This is a genomic window from Allomesorhizobium aridi, from assembly GCF_043769475.1.
Lineage (GTDB): Bacteria > Pseudomonadota > Alphaproteobacteria > Rhizobiales > Rhizobiaceae > Allomesorhizobium.
In genome coordinates, this window is sequence record NZ_CP171729.1 from 3145808 (window position 1) to 3170700 (window position 24893).

25 protein-coding genes are annotated in these 24893 nt (G+C 64.6%); 11 read left to right on the forward strand and 14 right to left on the reverse strand.

The genetic code is table 11. From position 1 onward, the window contains the following. Positions 1-42: 42 nt before the first annotated feature. The 3 genes from ACG873_RS17430 to ACG873_RS17440 all read right to left on the reverse strand — a co-directional run bounded on the left by ACG873_RS17430 (position 43) and on the right by ACG873_RS17440 (position 2515). A complete protein-coding gene (locus ACG873_RS17430) occupies positions 43-432 on the reverse strand; it encodes a hypothetical protein (protein ID WP_394886232.1) in 390 nt (129 codons plus the stop codon). 266 nt (positions 433-698) lie between these two features. Beyond that, the gene (locus ACG873_RS17435) at positions 699-1145 is read right to left on the reverse strand and encodes a YcgN family cysteine cluster protein (RefSeq protein WP_394893577.1); all 447 of its coding nucleotides are present in this window, start codon (positions 1143-1145) and stop codon (positions 699-701) included. A gap of 350 nt (positions 1146-1495) precedes the next feature. Next, on the reverse strand, positions 1496-2515 hold the full coding sequence (locus ACG873_RS17440) for a hypothetical protein (RefSeq protein WP_394886233.1): 1020 nt from the start codon (positions 2513-2515) through the stop codon (positions 1496-1498). Here ACG873_RS17440 and ACG873_RS17445 point away from each other — a divergent pair. Next, a complete protein-coding gene (locus ACG873_RS17445) occupies positions 2465-3304 on the forward strand; it encodes an OmpA family protein (protein WP_394886235.1) in 840 nt (279 codons plus the stop codon). The two genes, ACG873_RS17440 and ACG873_RS17445, sit on opposite strands and share 51 nt — an antisense overlap. A 244-nt stretch (positions 3305-3548) precedes the next feature. Continuing rightward, on the forward strand, positions 3549-5660 hold the full coding sequence (locus ACG873_RS17450) for a DUF294 nucleotidyltransferase-like domain-containing protein (protein ID WP_394886237.1): 2112 nt from the start codon (positions 3549-3551) through the stop codon (positions 5658-5660). 188 nt (positions 5661-5848) lie between these two features. On the opposite strand, the gene ACG873_RS17455 is transcribed toward ACG873_RS17450, so the two are convergent. The 3 genes from ACG873_RS17455 to ACG873_RS17465 form a co-directional block, all read right to left on the reverse strand. Next, entirely contained in the window at positions 5849-6718 is an 870-nt protein-coding gene (locus ACG873_RS17455; RefSeq protein WP_394886239.1) for an SDR family oxidoreductase, read from the reverse strand. 22 nt (positions 6719-6740) lie between these two features. Beyond that, entirely contained in the window at positions 6741-6941 is a 201-nt protein-coding gene (locus ACG873_RS17460; RefSeq protein ID WP_394886240.1) for a hypothetical protein, read from the reverse strand. 102 nt (positions 6942-7043) lie between these two features. Further along, a complete protein-coding gene (locus tag ACG873_RS17465) occupies positions 7044-7466 on the reverse strand; it encodes a VOC family protein (RefSeq protein ID WP_394886241.1) in 423 nt (140 codons plus the stop codon). A gap of 66 nt (positions 7467-7532) precedes the next feature. Between ACG873_RS17465 and ACG873_RS17470 the strand changes: the two genes are divergently transcribed. Beyond that, on the forward strand, positions 7533-8171 hold the full coding sequence (locus ACG873_RS17470; protein ID WP_394886242.1) for a TetR/AcrR family transcriptional regulator: 639 nt from the start codon (positions 7533-7535) through the stop codon (positions 8169-8171). A gap of 49 nt (positions 8172-8220) precedes the next feature. Here the strand turns inward: ACG873_RS17470 and ACG873_RS17475 are convergent, their stop codons facing one another. From ACG873_RS17475 to dnaG, 7 genes are all read right to left on the reverse strand, one after another. After that, a complete protein-coding gene (locus ACG873_RS17475) occupies positions 8221-8517 on the reverse strand; it encodes an HlyU family transcriptional regulator (protein WP_394886244.1) in 297 nt (98 codons plus the stop codon). A 110-nt stretch (positions 8518-8627) separates the two neighbouring features. Next, positions 8628-9008 (reverse strand): thiol-disulfide oxidoreductase DCC family protein, encoded by a 381-nt coding sequence (locus ACG873_RS17480; RefSeq protein ID WP_394886246.1) that lies wholly within the window; start codon positions 9006-9008, stop codon positions 8628-8630. Between the two features lie 88 nt (positions 9009-9096). After that, positions 9097-9390 (reverse strand): GYD domain-containing protein, encoded by a 294-nt coding sequence (locus ACG873_RS17485; protein WP_394886248.1) that lies wholly within the window; start codon positions 9388-9390, stop codon positions 9097-9099. 258 nt (positions 9391-9648) lie between these two features. Beyond that, positions 9649-10071, reverse strand: coding sequence for a secondary thiamine-phosphate synthase enzyme YjbQ (locus ACG873_RS17490; protein ID WP_394886250.1), 423 nt, complete (start codon positions 10069-10071; stop codon positions 9649-9651). A gap of 14 nt (positions 10072-10085) precedes the next feature. Further along, complete coding sequence (locus ACG873_RS17495) at positions 10086-10694, reverse strand: Uma2 family endonuclease (protein ID WP_394886251.1); 609 nt, start codon at positions 10692-10694, stop codon at positions 10086-10088. Positions 10695-10818: 124 nt separating this feature from the next. Next, positions 10819-12855 (reverse strand): RNA polymerase sigma factor RpoD, encoded by a 2037-nt coding sequence (gene rpoD / locus ACG873_RS17500; protein WP_394886252.1) that lies wholly within the window; start codon positions 12853-12855, stop codon positions 10819-10821. Positions 12856-13328: 473 nt separating this feature from the next. Continuing rightward, the gene (gene dnaG / locus ACG873_RS17505) at positions 13329-15269 is read right to left on the reverse strand and encodes a DNA primase (RefSeq protein ID WP_394886254.1); all 1941 of its coding nucleotides are present in this window, start codon (positions 15267-15269) and stop codon (positions 13329-13331) included. A gap of 195 nt (positions 15270-15464) precedes the next feature. Here dnaG and ACG873_RS17510 point away from each other — a divergent pair, with 195 nt between their 5' ends. From ACG873_RS17510 to ACG873_RS17525, 4 genes are all read left to right on the forward strand, one after another. Then, the gene (locus ACG873_RS17510) at positions 15465-16649 is read left to right on the forward strand and encodes an MFS transporter (RefSeq protein WP_394886255.1); all 1185 of its coding nucleotides are present in this window, start codon (positions 15465-15467) and stop codon (positions 16647-16649) included. Positions 16650-16769: 120 nt separating this feature from the next. After that, positions 16770-17063: a BrnT family toxin gene (locus tag ACG873_RS17515; RefSeq protein WP_394886257.1), complete on the forward strand. Its 294-nt coding sequence runs from the start codon at positions 16770-16772 to the stop codon at positions 17061-17063. Continuing rightward, entirely contained in the window at positions 17029-17364 is a 336-nt protein-coding gene (locus ACG873_RS17520) for a BrnA antitoxin family protein (RefSeq protein WP_394886258.1), read from the forward strand. The genes ACG873_RS17515 and ACG873_RS17520 overlap by 35 nt, the downstream gene beginning before the upstream one ends. A gap of 176 nt (positions 17365-17540) precedes the next feature. Then, positions 17541-19205 carry a Na/Pi cotransporter family protein gene (locus tag ACG873_RS17525; protein WP_394886260.1) on the forward strand — a complete coding sequence of 555 codons (1665 nt, stop codon included), beginning with the start codon at positions 17541-17543 and terminating at the stop codon, positions 19203-19205. A gap of 18 nt (positions 19206-19223) precedes the next feature. Here ACG873_RS17525 and ACG873_RS17530 read toward each other — a convergent pair whose 3' ends face one another. Then, on the reverse strand, positions 19224-19412 hold the full coding sequence (locus tag ACG873_RS17530) for a hypothetical protein (protein ID WP_394886261.1): 189 nt from the start codon (positions 19410-19412) through the stop codon (positions 19224-19226). A gap of 213 nt (positions 19413-19625) precedes the next feature. Here ACG873_RS17530 and ACG873_RS17535 point away from each other — a divergent pair, with 213 nt between their 5' ends. From ACG873_RS17535 to ACG873_RS17550, 4 genes are all read left to right on the forward strand, one after another. After that, entirely contained in the window at positions 19626-21386 is a 1761-nt protein-coding gene (locus tag ACG873_RS17535; protein ID WP_394886263.1) for a thiamine pyrophosphate-dependent enzyme, read from the forward strand. A gap of 16 nt (positions 21387-21402) precedes the next feature. Continuing rightward, on the forward strand, positions 21403-23397 hold the full coding sequence (locus tag ACG873_RS17540; protein WP_394886265.1) for a protein-L-isoaspartate(D-aspartate) O-methyltransferase: 1995 nt from the start codon (positions 21403-21405) through the stop codon (positions 23395-23397). Between the two features lie 13 nt (positions 23398-23410). Next, positions 23411-24316, forward strand: coding sequence for a hypothetical protein (locus tag ACG873_RS17545; protein WP_394886266.1), 906 nt, complete (start codon positions 23411-23413; stop codon positions 24314-24316). An 83-nt stretch (positions 24317-24399) separates the two neighbouring features. After that, positions 24400-24855, forward strand: coding sequence for a hypothetical protein (locus ACG873_RS17550; protein WP_394886268.1), 456 nt, complete (start codon positions 24400-24402; stop codon positions 24853-24855). Positions 24856-24893 lie beyond the last annotated feature (38 nt).

Below are 24893 nucleotides of genomic sequence, written 5' to 3' on the forward strand. Positions count from 1 at the left end.
GCCTCCGGGGTATTTTTTAACTCGGACCGTATCAGGCCGTATTTACCAGCCGATGACCGGGCAGTTCGGTGCGCGGCCGAAGTCTACGGTAACGCGGTCGCCCCATTTGCGGCCCCTGACCGTTATCGAGCGGCGGTCGATATCGACGATACGGGCGCGGCGCAGCCCCATGCGTTCGGCCTTGTTCAACGCGCGGTTGGCCGTGCACTGGCGGCGCATGTGGCGGCGCTCCCAGCGATCGCGGCGGTCATAACGGTCGCGGCGGTGCCACCGGCGATCGTCGTCACCGACATAGACGCCGAGGCGGGCATCACCGTTTTGGCCGAAGTTCAGGTAAAGGCCTTCGGCCTGCGCCGACGTGGCCGGGATGGCGGCAAGCGTGCCGAGGGCGATGAGGCCCGAGAGGGCCGCGGTCTTGAGCGTCTTGAACATTCTGTTCTCCTTTGCTGACGCGGTGATCTGTCTCGCCGATGCGATGAGGGCGACAATGCGCCAGCCAAGCTGAACCCGTCACGAACCGGCCGTTCATTCCCGGTTCATATTGCAATTTGCTGGAATCAAACGGTTTTTCGAGGTGCCCGGCAGGGCGATGCGTGCCTGTGTTCAGGTCGGAACCGGAACGAAGCAAGGTCAGGTCATCGAGTACCGGAAGCGCGGAACCGCTCATCTGCAGGCCGGCAGCGCCTGTGCCTCGGCACTTAGGGCTCGTCCTCGACCATATGGTCGAAATAGTCTTCCGGCTCAGCGAGATCGTTTTCGGAGGCGGTCGTGCGGCCGCGCATCGAAATGCCCGCTTCGTGCACGGTTTGGTCGCTTCCCGAAACCAGCCTGTGCCACCAGTAGAGATCCCTGCCCTCCGCGATCAGCCGGTAGCCGCAGGTTTGCGGCAGCCAGCTTATAGTGCGCACATTGGAAGGGGTGAGCCCGACGCAGTCAGGCACGCGGGCCAGCCGGTTGGCATAGTCCGAACACCGGCAGGTGGCGTCGTCGAACAGGCGGCAGCCCACCGTGGTCCAGTGGATTTCGCCGGTATCCTCGTCCTCGAGCTTGGAAAGGCAGCATTTGCCGCAGCCGTCGCAGAGCGATTCCCACTCGGCGGGGCTCATTTCCTCCAGCGTCTTGGTTTTCCAGAACGGCTCGTCCATGGCTGGCATGTGGCCCGCCGACGCCATGAGGTCAAGCGCTGCAAGCAGCCGCCACGGCAACAGTCACGACATCGCCGCGTTATCGCCGTCCGGCCGCCGGGCAATAGCCCCGTCTTGGCCCTGTTACGGGCAAGGGGGGAACAAACTTGCATGATTGATGTTTTGTCCGGGACGGGACCCCACCACAGGAGAATTCATCGATGAACCGCCAACCACGGATTCTGGCAGGGACCGCGCTCGGCCTGCTGATGGCATCCGCGCCGTTGGGCGCGATGCCGTTAAATGACGGCGCCGAACCGGCTCTCCAGCCCCGAGCGCAACGCGCGCTGTCGGCGGAGGAAACGCTCCTGCTAGCGCAGGCCGAAGAGACCGAGGAGCAGCGCCGGCGGCGCCAGCAACAGCAAGAGCAGCAAGGCGAGCAGGCTCCCGCCGAGGAACCCGCTCCCGAGCCGGAACCGGCTCCTGAACCCGAGCCCACGCCGGAACCCCAGCCGGAGCCTGAGGCTGCGCCGGAACCAGAACCGGAGCCCGCGCCAGAGCCGGAGCCGCAACCGGAACCGGAACCTGCGCCGGAACCCGAGCCCGAACCGGAACCCGCGCCGGAGCCAGAACCTGAACCGGCTCCTGAGCCGGAGGCCGAACCCGAGCCAGCTCCGGAACCGCAGCCCGAAGCTGCTCCCGCTGAACCTGCGGAACCGGCCGAGCCCGCAGAACCTGCCCAGCCGGCCGAACCTGCGGAGCCTGCTCAACCGGCCGAGCCGGCAGAACCACCTGCAGAGGGCGAGCAGCCTGCTGAACCGGCAGAACCCGCCCAGCCTGCTGAACCGGCCGAGCCTGCCGAGCCGCCTGCTGAAGGCGAGCAGCCCGCTGAACCAGCCGAACCCGCCCAGCCTGCTGAACCGGCCGAGCCCGCGGAGCCTGCCGAGCCTGCTCAACCGCCTGCTGAAGGCGAACAGCCGGTGGAAGGCGAGCGGCCGGCGGAAGGCACCGAAGCTCCAGTGCTCGACAGCCAGAAGGAAGCGCCCCCGGCAGAAGGCGAACAACCGGCTGAACCTGCACCTGAAGGCGAGCAGCCTGCGGAGGGCGAACAGCCAGCCGAGGGCGAGCAGCCGGCAGAACCTGCGCCGGAAGGCGAACAGCCGGCGCCGGCCGAGCAGCCCGCCGAAGCGGCTCCGCCGCCCGAAAGCGACGCCGAGGCCCTGGTCGAAGAGGCACGTCCGGAACGGATTGAATCGATCACCATCGAGGAAGGCCAGCGGATAGAGCGTCCCCGCGATTTCCGCGAGGAACGGCGCGAGGACGTCGAGGTCGTTCGGGAAGTGGGGGATCGCTTCATCGTCGAGTTCAACAACAACATCTACGTCGAGCACCCGGACCGCGAACGCATCCAGGTGGACGCCCGCGAGGTCTACTATGAGGAACTTCCGCGCGGCCGGACCCGCGAGGTGATCGTGCGGCCGGACGGCACGCGTGTTGTCACCATCCGCAACCGCTACGGCGACATTCTGCGCCGCTCCAGGTTCACGCCTGATGACCGGGAGATCGTGCTGGTCTACGTCGACGAGCGCGACTACGACAGGGTGCTCGAATGGCGCGATCCGGGCGAGGATCTGCCGCCGCTGCGGCTCACGATCCCGGCGGAGGAATATATACTCGACGCCGAGGCCGTGCAGGATCCGGACGCCTACTACACCTTCCTTGACCAGCCGCCGGTCGAAAGGGTCGAACGCACCTATTCGATCGCCGAGGTTAAGCGCTCCGCCCGCATTCGCGACAAGGTGCGGCGCATCGACCTCGACACGATCAACTTCGAGTTCGGCTCGGCCGAGATCGCCGAGAGTGAGATCGCGGACCTCGAAGGCGTGGCGCAGGCGATGGAGAAGCTGCTCGAGGAGAACCCGGCCGAGACCTTCCTCATCGAGGGCCACACAGATGCGGTCGGCACGGCCGAAGCCAACCTGGCGCTGTCGGATCGTCGCGCCGAGGCGGTTGCGACGGCGCTCAGCGGTTCGTTCGGCATTCCGCCGGAGAACCTGGCGCCGCAGGGCTATGGCGAACAGTACCTCAAGGTGAACGCCGAGGGGCCCCAGCGGGAGAACCGCCGCGTCGCTATTCGCCGCATCACGCCGCTGGTGGCCCCGGTCGCGAGCGCGCAGTAGGGGAGATCACAATTTCGCGATTTATGGCTCCGGTCATTGAATCGCGGGATTCTCCCCCACAGATGCAAGACTTCCCTGCCCCGTCCCGTCTCCAGCGGGACAACGGCAAGAAACCCGGCCGGTCCCCTCCGGCCGGGTTTTTCGTTTGCCTATCTCTAGGATTTTGTGGCCGCCGTTCCGGCGGTACGCCGCTGGCTGTTGCGGAGGCCCCCTTGCGGTTCTATTCAAGGATCGGGAGGCGCCTATGAAGCCAGCGACCGGGGCAACGCCGCTGATTGCGCTCGAGGCGGCGGCGCTCGATACCGAGACCACCGGGCTCGACACGGCCAGGGCGCGCATCGTGCAGATCGGCGCGGTGGCGCTGTCGCATGGGCGCATTCTCGACGGCAGGCAGATCGACCTGCTTATCGACCCGGAAGTTCCCGTTCCCTCGACCTCCACCCGCATCCACGGCATCACCAACGCCATGGTGCGCAACGCCCCCGCCTTCGCTTCCGCCTGGGCCGCCCTGCAGGCCTTTATCGAAAACCGGGTGATCATCGGCCATGCCATCGGTTTCGACCTCTCGATGCTGGAGCGCGAGACAGCCCGTGCCGGGATGGAATGGCGAAAGCCCCGCTCACTCTGCGTTCGGCTGCTGGCTCGTTTGGCCGAGCCCGGCCAGAGCGACTATTCGCTCGACGCTCTCGCGGCCCGCCTCGGGATCGTGGTCTCTGGGCGCCATTCCGCACTGGGCGACGCGCGCGCGGCCGCCGAGATTTTCGTGGCGCTGCTGCCCAGGCTGCAGAAGCGCGGCATCCGCACCCTCGCCGAGGCCGAGCGCGCCTGTCTGGCCGAGACGGCCGAACTCGAGACCGGCCACCGCGCCGGGTGGGCGGAGCCGGTCTCTCGGCCGGCGCCGCCGGCATTCCGCTCCATTGATCCCTTCGCCTATCGCCACAGGGTCGGCGACCTGATGAGCCATCCGCCGGTCGTCGTTGCATCCGTCTCCACCGTGAAGGATGTCATCGCCCAGATGGCGGCGCGCAAGATAAGCTCCGTGTTCGTCGCCGATCCGGCCGAGCCCGGTCAGCCGATCGCCGCCTACGGTATCGTCACCGAGCGCGACGTGATGCGCCTTCTGGCGTCCGACGGCGGGAGCGCCTTGGGAATGCCCATCGGCGGCATAGCCACGCGGCCGCTGGCTTCGATCCGCGAGCAGGCCTTCGCCTACCGAGCCGTCGGCCGCATGGACCGCCTTAAGATCCGCCACCTCGCCGTGCGTCATGAGGACGGAAGGCTTGCGGGCATGGTCTCGGCGCGCGACATGCTGAAACTGCGCGCGAGTGCCGCGATCAATCTCGACGACACGATCGAGCACGCCGCCTCGGCCGCCGAGATGGCGGCTGCCTGGGCAATGCTGCCCACCGTCGCCGACGCGCTGATTGCCGAACGGATCGACGCGCGCGCAATCGTCGAAATCGTCAGCGAGGAGCTCTGCGCCATGACCCGCCGCGCGGCGGTTCTCGCCGAGGCGGCGATGGAACGCGAGGGGCTCGGGGGCTCGCCCTGCCCCTATGCGGTGCTGGTGCTTGGTTCGGGCGGCCGCGGCGAAAGCCTGCTCGCCGCCGACCAGGACAACGCCATCGTCTTTGCCGAAGGCGGTCCGGACAGCCCGGCGGACCAGTGGTTCGCACGGCTCGGCGAAAGGATCGCCGACACGCTCAACCAGTCGGGCGTGCCCTATTGCAAGGGCGGCGTCATGGCCAGGAACGCCGAATGGCGCGGCTCGCTCGCCCACTGGAAGGAGCGCGTGGCCGACTGGATCGGCCGTTCGCGGCCTGAGGACCTGCTCAATGTCGATATCTTCTTCGATCTCAGGCCCGTGCACGGCGATCTCGCGCTCGGCGAGGCGCTTTTCACGCATGCCTACGACCTTGGCCATACGCGGCCTGAATTCGCAAAGCTGCTCGGCGAGCAGGTCGCGCCCGCAAATCCGTTCACGCTTTTCGGCGGCCTTCAGCTCGAAGGCGGCCGCATCGACCTGAAGCTGCACGGACTGTTTCCGATCGTGGCGACGGCGCGCACGCTGGCGATCCGCCACGACATTCGCGCGCGCAGCACGCGCGAGCGCCTGGAAGGCCTGATCGGGCTTGATATCGGCGGCGACGAGGACATGGCGGCGATGCTGTCCGGCCACAACGTGCTCCTCGCACTGATGCTCGCCCAGCAGAGCCGCGACCTCTACGCCGGGCTGCCGGTATCCAATCGGGTCGAGATCGCGAAACTCAACCGCGCCGAGCAGGCGGAACTCAAGGCCGTGCTCAAGGCGCTGCAGCCCGCCCCCGACCTCGTCCGCGACTTGATGTTCGGGTGAGGACTGCCTGGGCGTTTTCGCTCGGACGGAACCGCTCCTCGCCTGCCTGCCGGCATCCTCTCCCGGTAAGAACGGGAAGAGGAGAGATGGCCGCAATGCCGACGCCCCCCTCTCCCCGCCCTGAGCTTGTCAAAGGATCACGAGTAGAGGGTAAGGGTGAGGGGCCGTTTTTACTAAATCCGAATCGCCTAACCGAACGTCCGCGCCACCTTGGTACTGGTCTTCTCGAATACCTCGTCGGGCACGAAAAAATCCCCCGCCAGCGGCCCCTTGGCTCCGGGCGCGTATTTCGAAAAGTCCGTAACACCCTGTTCCTTCAACACAAACTCGTCGATGAAGAAATTGCCGGTCGTCTCGCGCGCCGACCGCGTCAGGATTGCGTGGGCCGCGTCGGCCATGATTTCGGGTGAGCGGCTCATCGAGGCGACCGCCTCGCCGCCAAGCAGGTTGCGCACGGCCGCGGTATCAATCGCGGTCAGCGGCCACAGCGAATTGACGGCGATGCCGTCCTTTCGGAACTCCTCGGCCATGCCCAAGGTGCACATCGACATGCCGAACTTCGCCATCGTATAGGCTACATGGTTCTTGAACCATTTCGCGCTCATGTCGAGCGGGGGCGCCAGATTCAGAATGTGAGGATTTCCCGCTAACTTCAGGTAGGGAATGCACATTTTCGACACGAGGAACGTGCCGCGGGTGTTGATCTGGTGCATCAAATCGTAGCGCTTCATATCGGTCTGAAGCGTACCGGTGAGCTGGATGGCGCTGGCGTTGTTGATGCAGATGTCGATGCCGCCAAATCTTTCGACGGTCTTCTCGACGGCCCGGGCGACCTGCTCTTCCTCGCGTATGTCGCAGAGCACTGGCAGCGCCTTGCCGCCCGCCGCTTCGATCTCTTCGGCTGCGGAATAGATCGTGCCCGGCAGCTTCGGATGCGGCTCGGCTGTCTTGGCCGCGATCGTCACATTGGCGCCGTCGCGCGCCGCCCTGAGCGCGATGGCCAGGCCGATGCCGCGCGAACCACCCGATATGAAAAGCGTCTTGGCCTTAAGCGACATGGTCCCCTCCTTATGCCGGCATTCAGTTAGTCGTCACGACCGTGTCTGTCGAGCCTGCCTTGACGCCCGACATTCCCACTCCCACCGAACCAGTCTTCACTCTGGTTGTCGACGTCCCGTCGGCAATGGTCGTGCCGAAAACGCCACCGCCCATGGCGCAGCCGGACAAGGCGGTCGCGGCGAGTGCTATCACAAAAATCCGGACCTTTTGGGCAAAGTGCATGATTCCTTCTCCAGCATTTTTCTCCGGAATGCCAGCAGGGACCAACAATTCGTCCTTTTCGCGGATGCCGTTGAGAGGGCCGAAGTCTTTCCCGCAATGGCGTCAGCCTGGCGCGCTCTCCAGATACTGCGCCACGAATTCCGCACTCGGCGGGATCGGCTTGATAATATCGATCAGCACGCCGTTGGGGTCGGCTGTGATGAAGTGGCGCTGGCCGAACGCCTCGTCGCGCAGCGTGTGCAGGATCGGCAGGCCCGCCGCCTTGGCCCGTTCATATTCGGCATCCGGATCCTTGACTTCGAAATTGAGGATCAGGCCCGACACGCGGCCCCTGCCCGCCTCAGGAATGGTTTCATGGCTTCCGTCCATGATCGCGAGGTTGACGCGCTTGTCCTCCGACGACTGCAGATGGACGTACCAGCCGCTGTCGAACACGCGCGCAAAGCGGAAATGCCTGACGTAGAAGTCGGTCGTGCCGGCCACGTCGTCTGTCATCAGCACCGGATAGTAGCTGGTTGTTTTCATGCTTCCAATCTCCATTGAAGAAACATACAGTCTGCATGTAACTTACATAACATACAGGCTGCATGTATGCAACAGGATCGCCGTTCCAACCGTGAGCGCACCGAGACTACCCGCGCCGACCTGATCGCCGCGGCGAAGAAGCTTTTCGTCGAGAAAGGCTATGGCGATACAGCCACGCCGGAGATTGTCGCTTCAGCGGGCGTCACGCGCGGCGCGCTCTATCACCATTTCACCGACAAGCGCGCCTTGTTCCATGCGGTGGTGGAAGACGAGGCTGCTGCCGTCGCCGATGAGATCGAGAAAGCCACGCCCGACACGCTTGGCGCCCGCGAGGCACTGCTCACCGGCGGCCTGGCTTTTTTCAACGCCATGGCCGTTTCGGGCCGCACCCGCCTGCTGCTCCTCGACGGGCCGGCCATACTTGGCCGCGAGACGATGGATCGGATAGACGCCCGCCACGGCACGCGCACGCTGCGCGAAGGCATCGCCATGGCGATGCGCTCGGGCGCGATGAAGAAGTTGCCGCTCGACGCGGTGACCGCCCTGCTCTCGGCGGCCTTCGACCGAGCCGCACTCGCCATAGAAGCGGGCGCGTCGGCGCGGGATTATCTGAAGTCGCTCGAAGCGCTCATCGACGGGCTGATGGAGGGGAACGGAGCCGCTCCCGCAGAGAGTCGACCACGAATTCGCGGCGCGCTTGATTGAGCGGCAGGTTTCTGTTGGTGCGTCCTTCGAGCCTCGCCTGGCTCGCGCCTCAGGATGACTCGAAAACCCGCTCGCCCTGCTCGTCGACCAGTTGCTGCCCCTTCTTCAGCGAAACCTCGACCGCATCGTCGAGCGAAGCGAAGCGGTCAGCGCGGATGAACCTGTGCTCTTTCATCACGCCGCCGATCTCCTTGCTGACTATTCCGCAGGTCTGGTACTGGCCGTCGGCCTTGTAGGGTGTAGCGCTAACTAAAAAACCCTTGTGCTCGACCTTGCCCGCTACGGCCGGGGCCGAAGCATCCGCCGCTTTGTCGCCGCCGCCAAACAGTCGCTTCAGGAAGGACATCGCTCGCCTCCGGTAAATCAGCCGTCAGATTGCCTCTTTCCGGGCGGCGCGTCGAGACTCGAGATCGCGTTTGGCGGGGCAAAAGTTCTTGCTCGCCAAAAAGACGCCGCTCACCAATGGCCTTTGCGGCGGTTCCAGGAATAGAGGATATCCGCGAACCGGTCGTAGGCGAAACGGGTGACGGGCAGCATGACCGGATTGCCGAAGAGCGACGCCAGCCAACCCTCGCCAGGCGTTTCCCGCCAGATCGCGATGGCAACGTCGACGCCGCTTATGAGGTGTCCGTTGGCGTCGGTTGCGTGCAGCCGCCGCCGGACATCCTCCAGTGAAGCGCCATATTGCGCCAGCGCTTCCGGCTCGAAATTGATGTCGCGAAAAGCGATGCGCCCAGCCTTCACCGCGTCGAGCAGCCTGTTGCGCTGGCGGCTGATGCCGGCGTCGCACACGGGACAGCGCGTATTGTACCAGACAGTAAGCTCGCGACTGGTCATCGGCATTCTCAACACAACGCGGCGGCGAAAGGCCGCCTCGCTGTGAGTATTTCAGGAAATGCCGTCGCCGCAACGATTGGCCGCACTCTCACCCGATCGTGGCGACGATCTCCCGATAGGCGGCCTCGGGAAATGCCTTCAGCGTCCGTGTCCGGACGTTTCCGGCCGTTCCGAGCAGGAGCGCGAAACGCGCCGCCACCGCGTCGTCCGGCGCCTCGCACACGGCCACCATGTCGTATTCGCCCATGGTGAGATAGAATTCCCTGAACGAGCCGCCCATCTCTTCGAGCTGCTTCTTGGCCGCATCGAGCCGCCGGGGCGAGTCGCGCACGCTCTTAACGCCCTGGTCTGTCCAGTTGATCAGCATGATGTAGGTGGTCATGAGACACCTCCCTCCGGCGCACCGAAACGCGGCGGGGCGCGGCGCCGGGATTTCGCCCCGTTCCGCCTGCCCCGACAGTATGGACCCGCAGCGGAAACTCGGCAAGGAAGCTGATCCCTGTTCGAGCGCAGGACTTCGACAGAGGCCTACGATTGATTAGAGCATCGTGCCGAAAAGTGGATGCCGGTTTTCGGCAAAAACGATGCGAAAACAAAAAGCTAGAGCGAGATGCCCGATCCCGAAATCGGGCGGCTTGCTCTAGCCGCCGAGATGCAGCACGATCTCGCGGCGGTGCGGGCGGTCACGGTGCTCGAAGAGGTAGAGGCCCTGCCATGTGCCGAGCGCCAGCCGCCCGGACATGACGGGGATCGACAGCGACACGGCGGTCAGCGCCGCCTTGATGTGCGCCGGCATGTCGTCAGGGCCCTCAGTCGTATGCACCACCCAGCGCATCGACGGATCGTCCGACGGCGGCACCAGGCGGCGGAAGAATGCGTCGAGATCGCGCCGCACGTCGGGGTCGGCATTTTCCTGGATCAGCAGCGAGCAGGAGGTATGCCGCACGAAGACGGTGAGCAACCCGGTTCCAACGCCGGCTTCGCGAACGAAGGCCGTGGCCCGGTCGGTGAACTCGTAGAAGCCCGGGCCGGAGGTGGGTACGGTAAGCGTCGTCTGGGGCAATCGCTTGCCGCGGATTATGACGGGCGAAGGCCAAGGCTGCCCAGGCAGTACCTCACTGCCTTGGCGCGGATGGCGGCGATCTCTTCCGCCGGCCCTGCCTCGAGAACTGTGCGATAGCCCTCCGCGCCCAACTGGCGATAAGCGTAGGTTACGAGGCTGTTGGCGTCGATCACCCAGACTTCCGGAATGCCGAATGCAGCGTAAACGCTGATCTTGCGGCCGCGATCATAGGCGAGGCTGGTGTCGGCGACCTCGACCGCGAGCAACACGTCATGCCCGCGCAACTCGCCTAGAGTGACAGAGCGCGGGAATACGCAAAAATCCGGCTCCAGGAAGCTCTTCGGGTCCAACCTGAGCGTGGTTTCCTGTGCAACCCAGAGGTCGTCAGGGGCGGTGCGTTGGAAATGCCAGTTGAGTTCCATTTTCACCATCTCATGGCGACCGCCTTTGGGCAGCATCGGCACAACCTCCCCACCGATCAGTTCGAAGCGTTCGCCCTCTTCGATGATGCCGGCCGCGACCATTGCCTCGATCTCCGCGACCGTCCACGGCCGGCGCGGCAAGCCTTCAGCGGCCTGCGTCGTAAGCGGCATGGGCGGGAATGAGGAGGCGTGCTCGTTCATGAAATTCAGCCTAGCACAAATATCGCAATAGGGCATCGTAGCGGGCAAGTGGCATGAAAAAAGCGAGGGCTGTTCGGCCCTCGCTTTCCAATTGACTATATGCGACCCGGCTCCGGCTTCGCGCCTAGCTGTCCAGGAAGCTCCTCAGCTTCCGCGACCGGCTCGGATGCTTCAGCTTGCGCAGCGCCTTGGCCTCGATCTGGCGGATGCGCTCGCGCGTCACCGAGAACTGCTGGCCGACTTCTTCCAGCGTGTGGTCGGTGTTCATGCCGATGCCGAAGCGCATGCGCAGAACGCGTTCCTCGCGCGGGGTGAGCGACGCCAGCACGCGCGTCGTCGTCTCGCGCAGGTTGGCCTGGATCGCCGCATCGATCGGCAGGATTGCCATCTTGTCCTCGATGAAATCGCCGAGATGGCTGTCCTCCTCGTCGCCGACCGGCGTTTCGAGAGAGATCGGCTCCTTGGCGATTTTCAAGACCTTGCGGACCTTTTCGAGCGGCATGGCCAGTTTCTCGGCCAGTTCCTCCGGCGTCGGCTCGCGGCCGATCTCATGCAGCATCTGGCGCGAGGTCCTGACGATCTTGTTGATCGTCTCGATCATGTGCACCGGGATGCGGATGGTGCGCGCCTGGTCGGCGATCGAGCGGGTGATCGCCTGCCTGATCCACCACGTGGCGTAGGTCGAGAACTTGTAGCCGCGGCGGTACTCGAATTTGTCGACCGCCTTCATCAGGCCGATATTGCCTTCCTGGATGAGATCCAGGAATTGCAGGCCGCGATTGGTGTATTTCTTGGCGATCGAGATGACGAGGCGCAGATTGGCCTCGACCATCTCCTTCTTGGCGATGGCCGCCTCGCGCTCGCCCTTCTGCACCTGATTGACGATCTTGCGGAATTCCTGGATCGAGATCGCCGTCTCGGTGGCGAGGTTCTGGATTTCCGCACGCAGCTCGCGGATCGTGTCCTTCTCGTTCTTGGTGAATTCCTTCCAGCCGCGCGCCGACAGGTTGGAAATCGACTTGATCCAGTTCGGATCGAGTTCCGAGCCCTGGTACTCCTGCAGGAAGCTTTCGCGGCGCACGCCGTAGCTCTCGGCGAGCCTGAGAAGCTTGCCCTCGTTCTGCACGAGACGCTTGTTGATGTCGTAGAGCTGCTCCACCAGCGATTCGATGCGCGCATTGTTGAGCGACAGCGACTTCACCGCTTTGACGAGCTGGTCCTTCAGCTCCTTGAGCCGCCGGTCCTGGCTGGGCGACAGCGTGCCGGCCGCTGCCAGCCGGTTCTCGACCTGCTGGTCCTGCAGCTTCCGCAGCTTCTTGTAGGTGTCGGCGATGACGTCGAGCGTCTCCATGACCTGCGGCCGCAGTTCCGCCTCCATGGCGGCCAGCGACAGCGAGGCCTCGTCCTCGTCGTCATCTTCCTCCTCGGCCAGCCCACGCATGTCGCCGCCGACATTGGTGATGTCGTCGTCTTCGCGCACGGAAGGCCGGCGCTGGCTGTGCTCCGGGGTCTTCGGCCGCTCGAGTTCTTCTTGGCGCTCGGGCGTCGGCGCCTGCTTGGCCTCGGGCCCGGCATAGGTTGCCTCGAGATCGATGATCTCGCGCAGCAGGATTTTCGCTTCGTTGAGCTCGTCGCGCCAGATAATGATTGCCTGGAAGGTCAGCGGGCTTTCGCACAGGCCCGCGATCATCGTCTCGCGGCCAGCCTCGATACGCTTGGCAATGGCGATTTCGCCCTCGCGCGACAGGAGCTCGACCGAGCCCATCTCGCGCAGGTACATGCGCACCGGGTCGTCGGTGCGGTCTGTCGGCTCTTTCTTGGTGGTGGTAGCGGCGACCGCCGTGCCGGTCTGCTCGGCAAGCTCGTTGGCGTCCTCCTCGGCATCGGCCGCGGTGGGTTCGCCTTCGGCCTCTTCGCCGGTCTCGTCATCCTCGACGACGTTGATGCCCATGTCGGACAGCATGGACATGGTGTCCTCGATCTGCTCGGAGGTCACTTCCTCCGACGGCAGCACCGAGTTCAGTTCGTCCATGGTCACATAGCCGCGCTTCTTTGCGGCCTTGATCATCTTCTTGACAGCGTCATCGGAAAGGTCGAGCAAAGGGCCATCGGTGACCGCTTCGCGTTCGGTTTCGACCTCTTCCTTCTCTGGTTTTGCCATTCTTGTTATAATCTCCAAGCGGCCGGATGATGCGGTGCGCTAAAATCTGCTGAACCGGCAAACCGGACACAATCGCCCGACCGTTTGAAAAACCGGTCTGCGCCTTGCATCTGGCCCCGATTAACCGTGATATCTGTGGCGGGATTTTTTCCCGTCCAGCCTATCAGCTCCGTTCCGTCGATGTCGGGTGCGGACTTTTGCCCGCGGGTTTACGTTTCGAATCGCCCTGATTCCGCCATTCCGGCAGAAGGTCAAGCGGCTGTCGCATGATTCGCATTAAAAAAGCGAATCAATTGCCATGTTTCCTGGAACCTGTTCCATTCTGGCAAGCCGGAATGGGGCACCAATCATTATTTGCCGCACCATCTTTTCCGAAAAGCCTGCAACTTTTCGCTGCTGACCTTCGGTTCTGGATCATGCCTTGGTTCGCCGCGTGATCTTTTCCGAAAATCTGCGACTTTCGGGATCATGCGTTAAGCTCTGTCCACGCGTCCGGACGAAATACCGAAGCCCTCGATCAGCGCCTCGGTCGCCTGCACGTCGTGGAATTGGGCCTGGATTTCGACAAGATGGCGGTAGTTTTCGTCCGTCGGGTCGGTAGCCAGCGCCGTCTCGGCCACTTTCAGTTCCTTATGTAAGGTGCTCGCCGTGCGGTGCAAGTGCAGCGCCTGCGCAAAGGCGTCGCGGGCATCCTCGATCGCCGCTTCCGCCATCACCGGCCACAGGCGCGCACGTCGGACCAGGGCCATCGCGCGCTGCCATGCGTCCGCCAGCCCCGCCTCGCCTATCCGTGCGATGACGGCGGCGCGCTCGTCGGCAGCGCCATGCGCCACCGCATCGATCAATGCGCTGTGAAGCAGGCGCAGGTCCGGATGCGAAAGGTCGAGCGTTTCGACATGGTCGAAATTCTCGTCGATCAGCGCCGGGTGATTGACCAGCGCGGCCACGATTGCGGTTTCGCGCAGCGGCATGATGCCGCCGGCGCGCTTGACCATCGCCGAACGCGCCAGGCTGTCCGACACCGCCAGCCGCCCCGCCGTGGGGCCGGCGCCTCCCTTCGCCCACTGGCCTCCCTGGCTTTTGCCGAAATTCCTGTCCCGCTCGCCATGCCTCGGCTGCTGCCGGCTTCGCTGCGCACCGAAAAAGGCCAGCACCCGCTCGCGCATGTCCTGCGCATAATGATAGCGCACGCTCTCATCCTTGATGCGCGAAGTGAGTTCGCGCAGCGTCTTTTCGAGTTCGGCGCGGCGCTCGGGCGTGTCGAACACACCGCCCGAAGTCTCGCGCATCCACAGAAGATCCGAAAGCGGACGCGCGTCCGAAAGCACGGCCCTGAACGCCTCCGGCCCGTCGGCCTTGACCAGATCGTCCGGGTCCTTGCCTTGCGGCAGCAGCGCGAACCGCGCCGTGCGTCCCGCCTGAACCGCCGGCAGCACCATGTCGGCCGCGCGCCAGGCCGCGCGCAGGCCGGCCTGGTCGCCGTCGAAGCACAGTACCGGTTCACCGGTCATGCGCCACAGAAGCTCCAACTGGTTCTCGGTGAGCGCGGTGCCGAGCGGCGCGACCGCATTGTCGAAACCGGCCTGCGCCAGCGCGATCACGTCCATATAGCCTTCGACGGCTATCACCGTGCCATCCTTGCCCATGCCCTTCCTGGCGCGGGCGAAATTGTAGAGCACATTGCCCTTGTGGAAGAGTTCGGTGTCGGGCGAGTTCAGGTATTTGGCCGAGATTTCCGGCGACAGCGCCCGCCCGCCAAAGGCGATGACCTTGCCGCGGGAATCTTCGATCGGAAACATGATACGGTCGCGGAAGCGGTCGTAAGAGACCGGTACGTCCTCGAAGACGGTCAGCCCGCAGGCCTCCATCTGCGCCTTCTCGACGTCCTTGCCGGCCAGGAATTCCTTGAGCGCATTGCGGCTGTCAGGCGCGTAGCCGAGGCGGAACGCTTGCTGCGTGGCGGGCGTCAGGCCGCGTTCGCGAAGATAGGAGCGGGCTTTGGCGCCGTCCGACGATTGAAGCCGCTCCTGGAAAAAATTCGTCGCCATCTCCATGACGTCGGTCAGGCTGGCGCGCTGCTTCTCGCGCCGTTCCGCGGCCTCGTCGCGCGCCGGCATCGGCACACCGGCCAGATCGGCGATCTTCTCGACCGCTTCGGGAAAGCCCATGCCGTCCAGTTCGGTCAGGAACTTGAAATGATCACCGGAGACGCCGCAGCCGAAGCAGTGATAACGGCCCTTCTTGTCCTCGCAGTGAAAGCTCGGCGATTTCTCGCCATGGAACGGGCAGCAGGCCCAGAAATCGCCCCGCGCGGCGTTCGTCTTCCTGCGATCCCACGAAACGCGCGCGCCGATGACCGATGAAATCGGCACGCGGTCGCGTATCTCGTCAAGGAAGGAGGGCGGAAAGCGCATGGGATGTGGGTCTCTCTGTCCGATATATAGGCTGAGCAGGCGTGCAAAGCGAACAGCCATTTCCGGCATTCCCGCGATTCACAGGTGCTCTGCGACCCGGTATCAAGAAAAGCTGAAGCCGGCCGCACAAAATCTGGCTTGCATGGAGCCATTCACGCGTGGTTTGAGGCCTAACCTCTAAGTTGCGTGTCCGCCATGTCCCTTCCCCTGGTTGCCCTGTTCATCGCCGCCTTTGCCTTCGGCACGACCGAGTTCGTCATTGCCGGCGTTCTGCCGCAGGTGGCGGAGGGCCTCGACGTGTCGATTCCGACGGCCGGCTATCTTGTTTCCGGCTACGCACTCGGCATCGCGCTCGGCGGCCCGCTTCTCACCATCGCTACGGCGCGCCTTCCCCGCAAGACGCTGCTGATAGGCCTCGCCGTCGCCTTCACCGCCGGCCAACTCGCTTGCGCATTGGCGCCGGGATTCGCAGAAATGCTTCTCATCCGCGTCGCAGTAGCGATTGCGCACGGCGCCTATTTCGGCGTCGCGATGGTAGTCGCCGTCGGCCTCGTGAAGGAGGAACAGCGCGGTATGGCCGTCGCACTCATCCTGGCGGGCCTGACTGTCTCCAACATCGTCGGCGTGCCGGCCGGTACGGCGATCGGTAATCTCTTCGGCTGGCGCGCGACCTTCTGGGCAATGTTCGCGCTCGGACTGCTGGCCACGGCCGCAATGATTGCGCTGCTTCCGCGGGCGAATGGACGCTCGGCCCGTCCGGCTGGCTTTCTGCGCGAAGTGCAGGTGCTCGGCCGTCAGCAGGTCTGGACCTCGCTGATCCTCATGTTGATGCTGATGATCGGCCAGTTCGTGCCTTTCACCTATATCGCGCCCATGTTGCGCGAGGTCACCGGCCTCGAAGCCGCCATGATCCCCTGGGTGCTGCTGCTCAACGGCGTCGGCGCCACGGCGGGCGTGTTCATCGGCGGCAGGCTGGCCGGCTGGAAGCTGATGCCTTCGCTCATCGTGATGTTCGCGCTGCAGGGCGTCGTTCTCGCAACGATGTATCTGGTCAGCCCCTACCCGCTCCCTATGGTGGCAGTCATCACCCTGTGGGGTGGCATCAATTTCGCCATCGGCACGCCGATTCAGACCCGCATCCTGGGCTGGACGGCCGACGCGCCGAACCTCGCCTCATCGCTGATCCCCGCGGGTTTCAACATCGGCATCGCGCTCGCTGCGTCCGTCGGCTCAATGCTGCTCGCGAGCGGCATGGGCTATCGCAGCTTACCCCTCCTGGGCGTGCTCGCCATGATCGTGGCAACCGCCGTGGCCTTCGCCTCCTATACATCCGAGCGGCGCAGTGGAGCCAGGCCGCCGCTGACCGCGCCGGCTGCCTGATCCGCGGCCCCGTATAGCAGGCCCTACGGCCTTTGGGTTGCACCGACTGAATTACAAGTGTATACACGTTACTTCGAGCGCATGACGTGCTTGGGTTTAGGACAGCCACGCGAGAACGTCATGGAACGCATCGAGAAGGTCGAATTCGACAAGTTCGAATGGGACAAATCTAAGGAGCAACTGAATATCCAGAAGCACGGCATCGATTTCGACGAGGCGTTGATTGCGCTGTCGCAATCGCATCTCAAAGAACGATCCGACAGAAACGGAGAAGTCCGCACATTGGCTATATGCCCCTCTTCTGGTCGAATAATTGCCGTCGTCTATACAATGCGCGGCGAGAAATGCCGGATCATATCAGCCAGAGCGGCCCGAGATTATGAGCAAGCAGAATATCGTCACAACTACCCTTGAAGAGGCTCAGGAACGGATTCGGCGTCATGGCAGCCGCACCGACTGGGCGCGCGTCGACGCGTTGACAGACGCCGATATCGAGGCGGCTATGCGCGACGATCCCGATTGGGCGGATTTCATCGACTTCGACTGGTCGAACGCTGTCGCGGTCTATCCCCAGCCCAAGCAAGCCGTGTCAATTCGCCTCGATTCCGACGTGCTCGATTTCTTCAAGTCGACCGGAAAGGGTTACCAGACCCGCATCAACGCGGTACTGCGCCATTTCATGCAGGAAAGCCTGAAGAACAAGAAGGCAGGCTGACGGCTCCAATTCCATTTCCGGAACGCCGCGTGGGCAGGGACAGCTTGGCGCAATGGACGCGGATTAGATTAACCGGCTAAGCTTCACGGCCGGCGGAACAACGCCGCGATTCGCTGATTGGGTGAGATGATCTTGCGCTTCAATTTCCACGAAAAAGGCGTTTCGGAGCGACCAGCATGAGCGGGTCCGTCGTTCTCCTGCACCTTGCGGGCGCGGTGGCGTTGCTACTGTTCGCCACGCGCATGGTGCGCACCGGGGTCGAGCGCGCCTATGGCGACGTGTTGCGCCATCGCCTGCGGTCGGTGCTGCGCAATCCCGTGCTGGCGATCCTCGCCGGAGCAGCACTTGCCATCTGCCTGCAGAGCGCCACCGCCGTCGCCCTGCTGGTAGGCTCCTTCAGCGGCGCGGGCATCGTCGGCGGCACTTCCGGCCTGCTCGCCGTGCTCGGCGCCGATGTCGGTTCCGCGCTCGTGGTCAAGTTGCTGAGCTTCGACCTGTCGCTGCTGGTGCCGCTCTGCCTCGCCGCCGGCACCGCCATGTTCATGGCCACCGAGCGCCGCGACTGGCGCCAGTTCGGCCGCATCCTGATCGGCGTTGGTCTGCTCATTCTGTCGTTGCGCATGATCGGGGAAGCGTCGGAACCGCTGCGCCACAGCCAGATCCTGCCGGTCGTCGTCAATTATCTCTCAGGCGACCCGGTGACTGCCTTCCTGCTTGCCGCCATCATGACCTGGTTGTTCCATTCTAGCGTCGCGGCGATATTGCTCGTCGTTGCGCTGACTGCGCGTGGCCTGGTTCCGGTGGAACTCGGCTTGGTGCTGGTGCTGGGCGCCAATCTCGGCGGCGGCGTCATCGCCGTCATGCTGTCGCGCGCGGCGATCCCGAAGGCCAGGATCGTGCCGCTCGGCAACCTCATCATGCGCGGCACCGGAGCGCTCGCCGCACTGCTCGTGCTCATCTTCGCCGCGCCGCCGCTCGGCTGGCTGGGCGCTTCCGCTTCCGACCAACTGATCCACGGCCATATCGTCTTCAACCTGATGCTGGCGCTTCTCGGCATCCCGCTTGCCAGCCTCGTCCATCGCCTAGCCGAACGCATTGTGGCGCTCGGCGCGCCGGAGGCCAAGCCGGAATCGCTTGCCGCCACGGAACTCAGCGCTCTCGACGAAGCCGCACTCGACACGCCGTCGCAGGCGCTCGCCAATGCTACCCGCGAAGTGGTGCGGGTCTGCGAGACCGTGGAGATCATGCTCCAGCGCATCATCGAGCTCTACGTCGAGGCCGATCAGGACAAGATCGACGCCCTGTCGGCGCTGGACGACCGTGTCGATCGCAAGCATGCGGCGATCAAGCTCTACCTCGCCAAGGTGACCAGCCGCACGCTTTCCGAAGCCGACGCTCTGCGCTGCCAGGAACTTATCGGCGCCTGCGTCAAGCTCGAGCAGGTCGGCGACATCATCGTGCGAAACATGTTGGTCCATGTGCAGAAGAAGTTCGACCGTGGGCTGGAATTCACAGAACAGGGCTGGCGCGAACTGAGGGCATTCCACACATCGGTGGTGGCAAACGCCAAGCTGGCCTTCAACGTGCTGGTGTCGCGCGATTCGGAAACCGCGCGGCAGCTGGTGCGGGAAAAGGACCGGCTGCGCGACCTCGAAAAACGCTCCAGCCAGAGCCATTTCGATCGCCTGCGCGAAGGCACGGCCAAAAGCGTCGAGACCAGCTCGATCCATCTCGACACCATCCGCGACCTTAAGCAGATCAATTCGCTGTTGGCCTCGATGGCCTATCCCGTGCTCGAGGAGCAGGGGCTGCTCAGCGGCTCGCGCCTGAAGGCGAGCTGACCCGAGCCAGATCGCAAATCAGCGGCCCTTGGCACTCGAATTGTCGTTGCGCTTGTCGGCGCTCGTGACCGAGCCTTTTGAGGCCTTGGAGCCGCCGCCCCATTCCTGCGCCTTCTGCTGCTGGCTGCCGCCCTCCTTGCTCGGGTGGACGGCCTTGTCGCTGCCGCTGGCGCGCTTGTTTGAAATCGGTTTTTTGCTGTCGGGCATCTGAGCCTCCATTTCCCGCAAAACCTCTGGAGCGCGAAAGCGTTCCGTCTGCGGCGCGCCGGATTCCGGCCATTCCGGACAGCTTTTTCTCCCCTTTTTGTGAACCTCTCGCCCGCTGCCGCATTCAAGCCTCATGGCGATCAGCGGCGGCGATCGATCGCAAGACCCGTTTGTGCCCGGCTTCCCGCGCCGTCATCCGCGAAAGGACCGATCATGCCGAATGCTGCCGATATTCTGGTCGAAACGCTGATAAAATGGGATGTCGATGTGGTCTTCGGCCTGCCCGGCGACGGCATCAACGGCATCATGGAGGCGTTGCGCACGCGTCAGGACCGCATCCGCTTCGTCCAGGTGCGGCATGAAGAATCCGCCGCGTTCATGGCCTGCGCCTACGCCAAATGGACCGGCAGGCTGGGCGTGTGCCTCGCAACCTCCGGGCCCGGCGGAACCCATCTGCTCACCGGCCTTTACGACGCCAGGCTCGATCAGGCGCCGGTGCTAGCCATCACCGGCATGCAGTTCCACGATCTTATCGAAACCTTCACCCAGCAGGATGTCGACCTGACGCGCGTCTTCAACGACGTGACCGTCTTCAACGCGCAGGTTTCCGACGCGGTGCACATGGAAAACCTAGCCGGCCTCGCCTGCCGCTCGGCATTGGCCGAACGCGGCGTTGCACATCTATCGATCGCCAGCGACGTGCAGGAACTGGCGCTCGACGAATCCCGGCGCTCGAAGCGCAACCGCCCCTCGCACACGCCGGACCAGTGGTTCGAGGGCGACAGGTTGCCGGATCCGGATGAGCTCGAAAAAGCCGCGGAAATCCTCAACGGCGCGAAGAAGGTCGCGATCCTCGCCGGCCAGGGCGCTCGGAGCGCCAGGCAGGAGCTGGAGCGCGCCGCCGACCTGCTCGCCGCCCCGGTCGCCAAGGCGCTGCTCGGCAAGGCGGTGCTTCCCGACGATCACCCGCACACCACCGGCGGCATCGGCATACTCGGCACTCTGCCCTCGCAGGAAGCACTGAAGGAGTGCGACGCACTGCTCATCGTCGGCTCGACCTTCCCCTACATCGAATACTATCCGGAGCCCGGCACGGCTCGCGTGGTGCAGATCGACCGCGACGCCCAGCGGATCGGGCTGCGCTGTCCGGTGGAAGCCGGGCTGGTCGGCGACGCCGGCCAGTCGCTTGCGCTCCTGAACGACAGGCTCGTCCGCAAGACCGATCGCGGCTTCCTCGAAAAGGCGCAAGGCGGGATGGCGCGCTGGCGGGAGATGATGGCGCTGTCGGAAAGCAGGGCCGATGTGCCCATGAAGCCGCAGGTCGTAGTCAAGGCGTTCGGACGCCGCATGCCGGACAATGCCATCCTGACCACCGATTCCGGCCAGAACACCGAACTCGCCGCCCGTCACATAGACCTCCGTGCCGGCCAGGAGTTCGGCGTTTCGGGCGCGCTGGCCTCGATGGCCTGCGGTCTGCCCTACGCGATTGCCGCCGGCATCGCATTTCCCGGTAGGCCAATATTTTCCGTCGTCGGCGACGGCGGCTTCGCCATGCAGCTCGGCGAGTTCTCGACCGCGGTGCGCTACGGCATCCCGCTCAAGCTGCTGGTGCTGAAAAACGGCATGCTCAACCAGATCGCCTGGGAGCAGATGATGTTTTTGGGCAATCCCCAGTTCGGCTGCGAATTGCAGCCCATCGACTTCGCGATGGCCGCCGAAGCCATGGGCGGCATCGGCATCAGCGTCTCCCGCCCCGACGAGGTTGAAGGCGTTCTCGACGCCGCCTTCGCAGCAGAAGGCCCGGTGGTCATCGAGGCCGTCGTCGATGCCTACGAGCCGATGATGCCGCCGAAAATGCCGTCGGATTACCGGAAGAACTTCCGCAAGGCGCTGCCGAAGACGCCGGGGCGCGAGCGGATCGAGGAGAATGTGAGCCAGGAGCCGCTCAGCACGATGATGGCGGGCGGCTCGTAACATTCGGGAGGCTGCCATGCTCGACCTTTCGAAGGCGCGCGACCGCATGGTGGACATCCACCTGGCCCGTCGCGGCGTACGCGACCGGAACGTGCTCGACGCCATGCGCGAGGTGCCGCGCGAAAAGTTCGTCGACCCCGGCTTCGAGGAATTCGCCTACGAGGACGGCGCACTGCCGATCGGCCAGAGCCAAACCATCTCGCAGCCTTACATCGTCGCGCTGATGCTCGAGGCGGCCGAGGTGAAGCCCGGCGACAAGGTGCTCGAGGTAGGCGCCGGCTCCGGCTACGCCGCCGCCGTGATGAGCCGTATTGCGAAGAAGGTCTACGCCATCGAGCGGCATGCCGCACTTGCCGAGGCCGCAAGGCAGCGGTTCGACAGGCTCGGCTACGCCAATATCGAACTGCGGGTGGGTGACGGCACCAAGGGTTGGCTCGAGGCGGCGCCCTTCGACGCCATATTGGTCGCGGCCGCCGGCCCCTCGACGCCGCAGGCGCTGAAGGACCAGCTCGACGTCGGCGGCAGGCTGGTCATCCCGGTCGGCGAGGAACCGCGCAACCAGCGCCTGCTCAAGATCACCCGCACCGGCGGCACGACTTTCGAGGAGGAGGATCTGGGCGCGGTCATGTTCGTGCCGCTGGTCGGCGAACAGGGCTGGGCGGAAAACGGCAGCCGCTCCGCCACCAACCATCTGCCAGGCCACACCGTCGGGCGCAGCCTGCCGGAGATGATAGCAGCGGCTGCCGAACATCTGCCCGGCTTCGACGACCCGGCCTTCGGCCGGCTTTTCGACCGCTTTGCCGATCGCCGCGTCGTCCTTCTGGGCGAGGCGAGCCACGGCACCTCCGAATTCTACCGCGCCCGCGCGGCCATCACCCGCCATTTGATCGAGAGGCACGGCTTCACCATCGTCGCCGTCGAGGCGGACTGGCCCGACGCCGCCGCCGTGGACGGCTATGTGCGTCATCGGCCGGCAAGGGAGCGCGCCGAACTCCCCTTCCAGCGCTTCCCCACCTGGATGTGGCGCAACACCGATGTCGCCGCCTTCACCGATTGGATGCGCCAGCACAATGAGGCCGTCGCCGACCCCGAGCGCCAGGCCGGCTTCTACGGTTTGGACATCTACAATATGCGCAGCTCGATCGCCGCGGTGCTGGCCTATCTCGACAAGGTCGATCCGGAAGCAGCCGCGGTCGCCCGCGAGCGCTATGGCTGCCTCACGCCTTGGCAGAGGGAGCCGTCCACCTACGGGCGTGCGGTGCTCACCGCCGGCTACCGCAAATGCGAGCAGGCGGTCATCGATCAGTGCCGGGAGCTTTTGGCAAGCCGGCTCGAATACACCTTGCAGGACGGCGAGAGCTTCCTCGACGCTGCGCAAAACGCCCGCCTCGTCGCCTCGGCCGAGCGCTACTACCGCATCATGTATTATGGCGGCGCGGAATCCTGGAACCTGCGCGACACCCATATGTTCGAGACGCTGGAGCACCTGCTCGAGGCGCGCGGACCGCAGTCCAAGGCTGTTGTCTGGGCGCACAACTCACACATCGGCGACGCCCGCTACACCGACATGGGCGCGATGCGGGATGAACTGAACATCGGCCAGCTCTGCCGCGAACGCTTTGGCGACCAGGCGGCGCTGATCGGCTTCGGCACCCACACCGGCACTGTGGCCGCCGCTACCGACTGGGACGGCGATATGGAGATCAAGCGCGTCCGGCCCTCGCATCGCGACAGCTACGAGCGGCTCTGCCACGATTCCGGCGTGGCGCGCTTCCTGCTCGATCTCGGTCGCGAGGAGGCGTTGCGCCGCCGCCTGCTGGAGCCGCGGCTGGAGCGGTTTATCGGCGTCATCTACCGGCCCGATTCCGAGCTGATGAGCCATTATGCGGACGCCTCGCTCCCGCAGCAGTTCGACGCCTTCGTCTGGTTCGACGAGACCCAGGCCGTGATACCGCTCGGGCCGGAGCACGCCAAGCCGGGCGCGCCCGACACCTATCCGTTCGGGCTGTAGGATGCTGCGCGATGTGGAATACGTCCTCGCCAAGCTCGACTGGATGCGAGCCGAACGTATCTGGCCGAACGGCCTGCGCTATCTCTGGACCGACGCCTTCGGCGTCGTCCTCTATGTCTCGCTTTACCGCGAACTTGGCGAGGAGCGCTGGCTTGCCGAGGCCGAGCGGCTGGTGGCCGATGTCGAGCGCGTGCTCGGCCGGCCGCGCGGGCTGCGCATCGGCGAGGCGGCGGACCGCGACGGGCAATATTTCCACTATCTCGCAATGTGGCTGTTCGCCCTGGCGCGGCTCGGCGACATCAAGGCCGAATACCGGCAGCGCGGCATCGCCGTGGCGCGCGACATCCACTCGGCATTCGTGGTCCCCGGCCGCGGCGTGATCTGGAAGATGGCGGAGGATTTGAGCGCGCCCTACCCCGGCTATGGGCTCGGCGCGATGGACGCCTATGACGGCTACGTCTCCTACCGCATGCTGGACGAGGAAGCGCTCGCGCCGGAGATCGCCGAAATGAAGGCGCTGATCGAGCGCGACTGGCGCACGCTGCAGATCGAGCAGGATCTCGGCCTCGGCATGATGTTGTGGCTCGCCCATTTCTTTCCCGGCGAACCCTGGGCTGAGGCACAGACCGAGCGGTCGCTGCGCATGCTCGACACGATGTGGGTCGACCCGCCGGGCTATTTCAGTCGCGCGCCCTGGCTGCGCGCCACAAAGATCGCCTTCACCAATTACGGCGTCTCGCTCGGCCTGCAGGCAGCCGGCGTCTGGTCGGAGCGGGTCGAGCGGCTGCACGCCTTCTTCGAAGACTGGCGCTCGGGCGACGAATACGACCGCGAGGCGATCACCTGGGTGATGGCCTGCACGGCGCATCTGCCGGGCGCGTTCATCTCCGGAAGCCGCGACGGCCCAGGCGTCGGATAGAGTGTGTTGTGATTCAGATCAGGGGGAATAGCTCTCCCCTCCCGGACGTTTGTTGCAGACAATCCTTTCGTCAGGAGGAAGCCATGAAAAGCTATCCGAGCGCGCTCGCCATGCTGGGCGGAATGCTGCTGCTTGTAGCCGCTCCGGCGCTCGCCCAGGACGCCGCCACCGTCAAGGTCGCCGAAAGCGCGGAACACGGCAAATACCTTGCCGATGCCGACGGCCGATCGCTCTATCTGTTCGAGTCTGACACCAGGGCCGAAGGCGACGCCAAGGCGCAAATTTCCTGCAAGGACAAATGCCTGGAGCGTTGGCCGCCCTTCTATTCCGAGGGCGAGCCGAAGGCCGGCGACATGGCGGACGCAGCCAAGCTCGGCACGGTCGAGCACGACGGCAAGATGGTGGTCACCTACAATGGCTGGCCGCTCTATTATTTCGTCGACGACAAAGCTCCCGGCGATACCAAAGGCCACGACATCGAGGAGTTCGGCGCCGAATGGTACCTCGTCACGCCGGAAGGCGAAAAGGCCGAGGGCTGAGCGCGGAACATTCCGGAGCCGCCGCAGTTGGTCGGGCA